5 protein-coding genes are annotated in these 6,640 nt (G+C 46.6%); 2 read left to right on the top strand and 3 right to left on the bottom strand.

All coding sequences use genetic code 11. The annotated features are described in order from the left end of the window. Positions 1 to 325: 325 nt before the first annotated feature. Positions 326 to 1,372, bottom strand: a complete 1,047-nt coding sequence (locus PN462_RS01175; RefSeq protein WP_272126024.1) for a DUF2235 domain-containing protein — start codon at positions 1,370 to 1,372, stop codon at positions 326 to 328. A gap of 144 nt (positions 1,373 to 1,516) precedes the next feature. Here PN462_RS01175 and PN462_RS01170 point away from each other — a divergent pair, with 144 nt between their 5' ends. Together PN462_RS01170 and PN462_RS01165 are read left to right on the top strand one after the other, a co-directional pair. Further along, positions 1,517 to 2,017, top strand: coding sequence for a type II toxin-antitoxin system antitoxin SocA domain-containing protein (locus PN462_RS01170; RefSeq protein WP_272126023.1), 501 nt, complete (start codon positions 1,517 to 1,519; stop codon positions 2,015 to 2,017). A gap of 1 nt (position 2,018) precedes the next feature. Further along, positions 2,019 to 2,621: a type II toxin-antitoxin system PemK/MazF family toxin gene (locus tag PN462_RS01165; RefSeq protein ID WP_272126022.1), complete on the top strand. Its 603-nt coding sequence runs from the start codon at positions 2,019 to 2,021 to the stop codon at positions 2,619 to 2,621. Between the two features lie 209 nt (positions 2,622 to 2,830). On the opposite strand, the gene PN462_RS01160 is transcribed toward PN462_RS01165, so the two are convergent. Then, positions 2,831 to 4,798: an ATP-binding cassette domain-containing protein gene (locus PN462_RS01160; RefSeq protein WP_272126021.1), complete on the bottom strand. Its 1,968-nt coding sequence runs from the start codon at positions 4,796 to 4,798 to the stop codon at positions 2,831 to 2,833. A gap of 213 nt (positions 4,799 to 5,011) precedes the next feature. After that, a complete protein-coding gene (locus PN462_RS01155; protein ID WP_272126020.1) occupies positions 5,012 to 6,634 on the bottom strand; it encodes a tetratricopeptide repeat protein in 1,623 nt (540 codons plus the stop codon). Positions 6,635 to 6,640: the final 6 nt, after the last annotated feature.

Genomic DNA, 6,640 nt, shown 5'->3' with positions numbered 1-6,640 from the left:
TGAAAATAGTGCCGTTTTGATCAAACGGATTGCTATTGAGTCAGTTGCGGTGGGCAGTCGTAACTCTAAAACGCTTCCTTCCTTGAAACTAATTCTGGGATGAGAAGAATCCCGCGTCTTTCAGCGCGGGAGATGTCAATCTAGAGAACTTCAGTATCAAGGGCGCAGAGTCCTTGATTTCTCCATAAAAACTCGACAATTCGTTAGCTATGAACCTACAACTTAAACAACTCTTGGGTCAATTAACCCGTTTTTAACGGGTTTAAGCTGTTAGCCTTGGGTTTCAACCCAAGGCATATTAAGGGAAAATACCCAGAGGTTAACCCTAGATTTTCTGTTTTTCTAGTTGTTCTCGGAAGGGTTCGAGGTTTTCGGGGCGATAGGCGGGGAGGTGATGCCACCGTTCAATGACGCTTTGGTGTAAGTCTGCAAAAGAGGAGTGTTTCTGGATATTCCGTCGGTTGCGGCGGGTGAGTTTAAAGATGCCTTGGGGACTGTTATCGAAGGGGGTGAGGGGGTTGGTTTGAATGCCGCTTGTGATGGCGGTTGGATTGAATTCTAGCCCCAATTGACTGCATTCTTGCATCATCCATTGTAGGGCAGCATCGGCGAGGCCACGGGTGGCTTTGGTCCCACCGCCGAGACTCCCATGATCTCCCGGAAACCAGATTTGTTTTAAGGTTTGTTGGGAGTAGTCTGGGTTGGGTTTCATGACGGTGACATCGAAGGGTTCACGAATTTCGTCAATGGCCACAGCATGACAGGCTTTTTCGATGAGATGACTGAGTTGGGTGTTATGAAAACGATATTTTTCGTTAATCCATTTATCAATGGGGAGATAGGGGATTTGATCGGGGACTCCTAATGCTCCTACGGTGTCCCAACACCCTAGAAATTTGAGGGGGATGTTGTAGTCTGGGGTGACGTGGTGGCCGTATTGTTGGCGGAATTCTACGGCTTGGGGGGACGTGGGGTGAAGATGGCGATCGCGGTACAATTCATAGGCTTCTGGGACTTGGCGAATGTGCGATCGCTCCACCAATCCACTACAATGAATCAAACCTGCTAAACTCCGCACGGTATAAGCCCCCCGACTAAAGCCAAACAAATAGACTTCATCCCCAGGGGTATAGTTAAAACTGAGAAAGCGATACCCGTCCAGAATATTCTGGTCGAGTCCCCAGCCAAACGCCCCCCCTAACAAGCGATCAGGCCCACTACCGGTCCCCACACCTTCATCATAAAAGACCAGTTGGTGAACCCCCTCACTATCCGTAGGTTTCACCCCTTGGGCAATACGGACAACGTTGGTAGGATAGGGACTAGAGAGTTTTTGCCATGTCCCATCACAGCAGACAATTAAACGTTTCATCGTTAGTTATTAAGTGGTGATTGATGATAGAGTCTTGTATTTCTCCAACTATTGTCTCTATTTTTCCGGCAAGTGATCCCCTATCGCAATTAGTGAGCTTTGAGGGTTTGGGATAAAATTGAGGCTAGAGCTAAGGTATGCACCATGAATCTGTCCATGCTCGAAAAGGTGATGATCTATTTTGTCTGCAAAACCAAGGGGTATATTACAAAACCCCAGTTGGTGAAGTTTTTGTACTTGGCAGACTTAGCGGCGGTGAAGTGGACTGAACAGCAGCTTACGGACTTGGATTGGCGTTACTGCCAGTATGGCCCTTGGAATGAAGATATTGACCGGACTTTGGTTGAGTTACGCTATGGGGATATCTTCAAGTTGAGTGAACAGGGGAATGCTATTTTAATTCAACCGGGGGAAAATTGCCCTGAGATCAAGGCGTTACGATTATCAAAGGGGTTGGAGTTGATGTTGAGAAACATTCAAAAGGAATGGGCGGGACTCAATGCGGATAAGTTCAGTGGTTTGTTGGAGTATGTATATCAAACTGAGCCAATGGTTGAGGCAAAAGCGAAACACACCCCAGAGGAAAAAGCCCCCCTCAATCTGTATCTAGAGCATGAGAAGGTTTTAGCAGAGTTAGGAGTATAGTATGGCAGGGCAGCGTCCGAGACAGGGATGGATTTATAAAATTAACCCCTATCGTGTATCGTTACGTTGTCGAAGTGGTCATCAATATTTTTATGATTTGTCAGAGCCTAGAGAGTTAACTTGTCAGCATTCGGGCTGTAATCTAGTTATCAACTCTAGTCGGGTGTTTTGGGGGGATCATCCCTATATCATTTGGGAGAATAACAAGTTTCAGGATGAGGAAAACTACATTGAAACTTTTACTGCGATTCCCTTGACTTCCAAAACTACTTATGCAGGTTTATCAACGGCTTATCCAATTACTAAAACGGCTCGGAATGGCTTAGAGAAAACGTCCTATGCGTTGGTGCATCAGATTTGTACGGTTGACGGGACCTGTTTTAAGGACAGTCAGGGGGATTGGTTGGTTAGAATTGGTCAACTGAGTAAGGATGATAAGCTAAAAATTGAGGAGACTTTGATATATTACCTTAATATTAACCGTGAGCCGACGGAGGATTGGTTTAGGGAGAATGCGTCACCGAAGTTGTTAAAGAAGGTGTTTGATTTGCTGCCAGAGGACGATAGGGAAGGGGATTTGAAGAATTTGTTGGATGATTTTTAAAGGAGTGTAGGAAGTAGCGAGTTTTTCAAAATATGAGCATTACAGGGATAGTAACGCATTTATTGGAATTGAATGAATATAAGCCCTAAAGGGCTTACTACGAACCTATAATAATTAATCAGTAGTTAATTGTAGTTAATTGTAGGTTGGGTGAAGCGTAGCGTAACCCAACATCCCCCAGTGAAAAAAGTTGGGTTTCACTTCGTATATTAAAGAGAATTGGAACGCTGGACAATACCAATAAAGGCATCTTCGAGGGAAAAGGGAATTTTACGGTGGGATTGAATGGTGATATTAGCCTCCTGTAACCTTTGTTCAAGGGGGGGAAACTCCTGCTCAACATCCTCCAAAACGAGGTGAAGGCGTGTGCCAAAAATGGAGACTCGCCAAGGGTCTAACTGTTCCTTGAGGAGGTCAGATGCTTGCTGAGTGTCATCTACAATTAATTCCACGAGGTTTCCGGGTTGGTGGGATTTAATGTCGCTGGGAGACCCCTGTGCGACAACTTCCCCTGCAACCATAAACCCCATACGGTTACAGTTTTCTGCTTCTTCGAGGTAGTGGGTGGTGACTAAAATGGCTGTTCCTTTTTTGGCGAAATCTCGGATTAATCGCCAAAATTGCCGTCTGGCTAGGGGATCAACCCCTGATGTGGGTTCGTCTAGAAATAATATTTCTGGTTCGTGCATAACAGACGCACCAAACGCGACTCGTTGTTTCCATCCACCGGGTAAACTTCCGGTGAGGAGGGTTGCGCGTTGGGTGAGGTTACAGGTTTCTAATACCCAGTTAATCTTTTCTTGGCGATATTTGCGGGGGACTCCATAGACTCCACAGTAAAATTCGAGGTTTTGGCGGATGGTGAGGTCATCGTAGAGGGTGAATTTTTGACTCATGTAGCCAATGCGCGATCGCACTTCCGACCGATGCAAGTTTTTGGTTTCCCCCGATAACTGCATTGTACCCCCACTCGCAGGTAACAGACCACACAGCATTTTAATTGTAGTCGTTTTCCCAGCCCCATTCGCCCCCAACAGGCCATAAATTTCCCCATACTGCACCGTAACATCTACCCCTTTCACGGCACGAAACTCCCCAAAACGCTTCTCTAGATTTTGAGTGGCAATAGCGGGATAATTGCGGTCTGTAATCGGGGGGTTTAAGCGAGGAAAGGGGATAAAGGGAGGATCAGACCCCTGTTGTCTTAACCGGGTGACAAAGACGTTTTCGAGGGTCGGGTCATCGGGTTGTATGTCCGGTTGGGGGAGGTTTTCTTGGGCTAAAATAGTTTTAATTTGGGTTTGGCCTTGGTTGAGGTTGGGAACGAGGATATCCAAGCGATCGCCAAATGATTGCACATCCACCAACTGGGTCTCGTGATTACTAATAAATTTACTCTCCTTTCCCTGACGATACTGTTGTAAAACCTCCTCTGTCTGTGTTACGTTCGGAGTCCGCAATTCTAAGCGATGCAGTCCTAAACTATCCCGTAATTCCTGTAATGTGCCAATTTGCTGAATATCGCCATTATAAATTAAGGCGATACGGTGACAACGTTCCGCTTCATCTAGGTAGGGAGTGGCCGCAATAACCGTCACTCCTTCTGCGGCAACGGAGGCGATTAAATCCCAAAATTCCCGACGAGAAACGGGATCAACTCCTGTAGTGGGTTCATCAAGGAGTAAGATTTGTGGTTGAGCAATTAACGCACAACAGAGGGCGAGTTTTTGTTTCATCCCTCCTGATAATTGTCCTGCTAAACGGTCACTAAATTTTGCTAATCCTACTTGTTGTAATAATTGTTGAGACCGCGTTTGATAAACGGTTTCAGGGACTCGTCGAAGTCCCGCATTATAGCGCAAGTTTTCGGTAATACTGAGGTCAGTATAGAGGGAAAAGGTTTGAGTCAGATAACCAATATCTAACCGCGCTTCTCTGGGGAGTTTTCCTAATACTTGCACTGTTCCTGATGTCGCTTCCATGACTCCCGCTAAAATCTGAAAGGTGGTGGTTTTTCCTGCTCCGTCGGGACCAATTAAGCCAAATATTTCTCCGGGTTGGACGGTGAAGTGAATGCCGCGAACTGCGGTTAAGTTGCCGTATTGTTTATAGAGGTTTTCAACTTGAATGGGGGCTTGTTTTTGGGGGGTTTGGGTTGATTTTGGGACAGATAGCATAGGATATATTTTTTGGTTCTACCAAATTTGTTATGTAAAAATTATCATTTGCTCTTGAGGGAACAGAGAACAGGAATAGGAGTTTTAGAGTTTTTTCTTACTTTTTGATTTATGACAAATCATGAAAATGTTTCTAATCTTTTGAGCTTGGTCAAAATTTTAGGCTATGTATTCATAGTTCTTTATGATTTTGTACCAATTACCAATTACTAATCACCAATTACCAATTACCCAATCAATCAATTCTCGCGCTTGTTGAGGTTTATTATTTAAGGCTAATTGATAGGCCGCCGTACTATAAATTACCGCCTGTTGATGGGGGTTAGTGAGGGTTTGGGCTTCTTCTAGGACTTGGGTGAGTTGGGGGTTATCCTGTTGACTGAGGGAGAACGCCAGAATACTCAGGCCGGCGGTTTTTTGGTCGCTGTTTTCTTCGTTGGCGAGGAGAGAAAGGGCGCGAGTATAGTCTTCATTATCACTCAATTGTGCCACCAGTTCCCGTAATAATTCGGCTCGCAATTCCGGTGTCTGGAGTTGGTCTAAAAATGCGATCGCGCGTTCCGTAAACCCTGCATAAAGCATCTGTTGGGCAATATGTAGCGTTGCCTCCCCTCCCGTATTCTCCGCCGGAATAGTCGCCAACGCCTCTAAAAACAGACTCTCCGCCCTCTCATGATCCCCATTATCCGCCACCCGTTGGGCAATTTGGCTGAGAATCTCCCGTTGGGGAGGGAGAGGCAGCGTTTGGGCCAGATCAACAGCGGCCTCTATCTCCCCTTGTTCAGCCAATGTTACCGCAATTCGCCCTTTCCCATAATCTGGACTGGCCAAAGTATCCACCAACGCCAACGCCTGTTCAACCTCTCCCGCTTCCGTGAAAAAGATCGCCAATTCTCCCATTAAAGAATTGTACAAAGTGGGATTATTTTCTAAGACTTGGGCAAACTCTAACGCCTGGTCAAACTGTCCCGCTTCGGCCAAATAATAAGCAAAATAATAGGGCATTTCACTATTATTCCCTTGATTGGGCAGTTTCTCCCGTAAAGCCAAGGCTTGGTCAAAATTGCCGATTTTGGCCAGACGGAGGGCAATTTGACCAAAAACACTGGTGCGCTGTATGGAGGGGTCTAGGCGTTCTGTCAGGTCGATGGCTTCCTGAAAGAGTAAATCAGCATCTTGCCCCGCTTCCGCCTGTATTTGGGCAATTCCAGAGAGGATGAGGGCTTTTTCTAGGGAGGGGTCAAGGCTTTGGGCCAGGTCTAAGGCTGGTTCAAACTGGTCTTGTTGGGCTAAGGTAATGGCCAGTTGACCCACACGAACAGTAGGGGACGGTTCAGGCAACTCATTATAGAGGTCTAAAGCCCGTTCTGTGGCCCCCGTTTCGGCTAAAATTTGTACCATATCCCAACGAAACTGGGGATCATCCACCGCTTCACTCAGTTGTGAAATTGCAGTCCATTGTTCTTGGTCGGCCAATTCTAAGGCTAAATTCCACAACCTACTCCCCAAGTCCCCGTCCGGCATAGTGTTCAACAGGTCTAGGGCTTGTTCTGGGTCTCCCTGTTCGACTAAAATACGGCTAATTTGGGAGAGTACGTCGGTTTGAATGTTGGGGTTATTGAGCGATCGCGCCATCTCCAACCCCTCCTCTACCTCTCCCAACTGGGCCAACGTCGTCGCCGTTAACCCCAACGCGGCCTGTTCCCATATCGCCATTGTATCGGAGGGAGAAGACGGATTTTGTGCCACCTGCGACACCACCCCCGCAGGAGGACTGGCCAAGGTGGGCAATGGGGAAACAGACAGGAAAGCAGCAGTCAGCCAAGGAGTAAGCATAGGATA

Source organism: Spirulina sp. CS-785/01 (genome assembly GCF_028330525.1).
Taxonomy (GTDB): Bacteria; Cyanobacteriota; Cyanobacteriia; order Cyanobacteriales; family Spirulinaceae; genus JAQMSD01.
Note: the sequence above shows the minus strand (reverse complement) of the source record. Positions and strands in the feature narration are given on the sequence as shown.

Excerpts from the sequence above, each read along its gene's own strand:
- PN462_RS01165 (WP_272126022.1), top strand. The coding sequence starts at position 2,019 with ATGGCAGGGCAGCGTCCGAGACAGGGATGGATTTATAAAATTAACCCC.
- PN462_RS01160 (WP_272126021.1), bottom strand. The coding sequence starts at position 4,798 with ATGCTATCTGTCCCAAAATCAACCCAAACCCCCCAAAAACAAGCCCCC.
- PN462_RS01155 (WP_272126020.1), bottom strand. The coding sequence starts at position 6,634 with ATGCTTACTCCTTGGCTGACTGCTGCTTTCCTGTCTGTTTCCCCATTG.
- PN462_RS01170 (WP_272126023.1), top strand. The coding sequence starts at position 1,517 with ATGAATCTGTCCATGCTCGAAAAGGTGATGATCTATTTTGTCTGCAAA.
- PN462_RS01175 (WP_272126024.1), bottom strand. The coding sequence starts at position 1,372 with ATGAAACGTTTAATTGTCTGCTGTGATGGGACATGGCAAAAACTCTCT.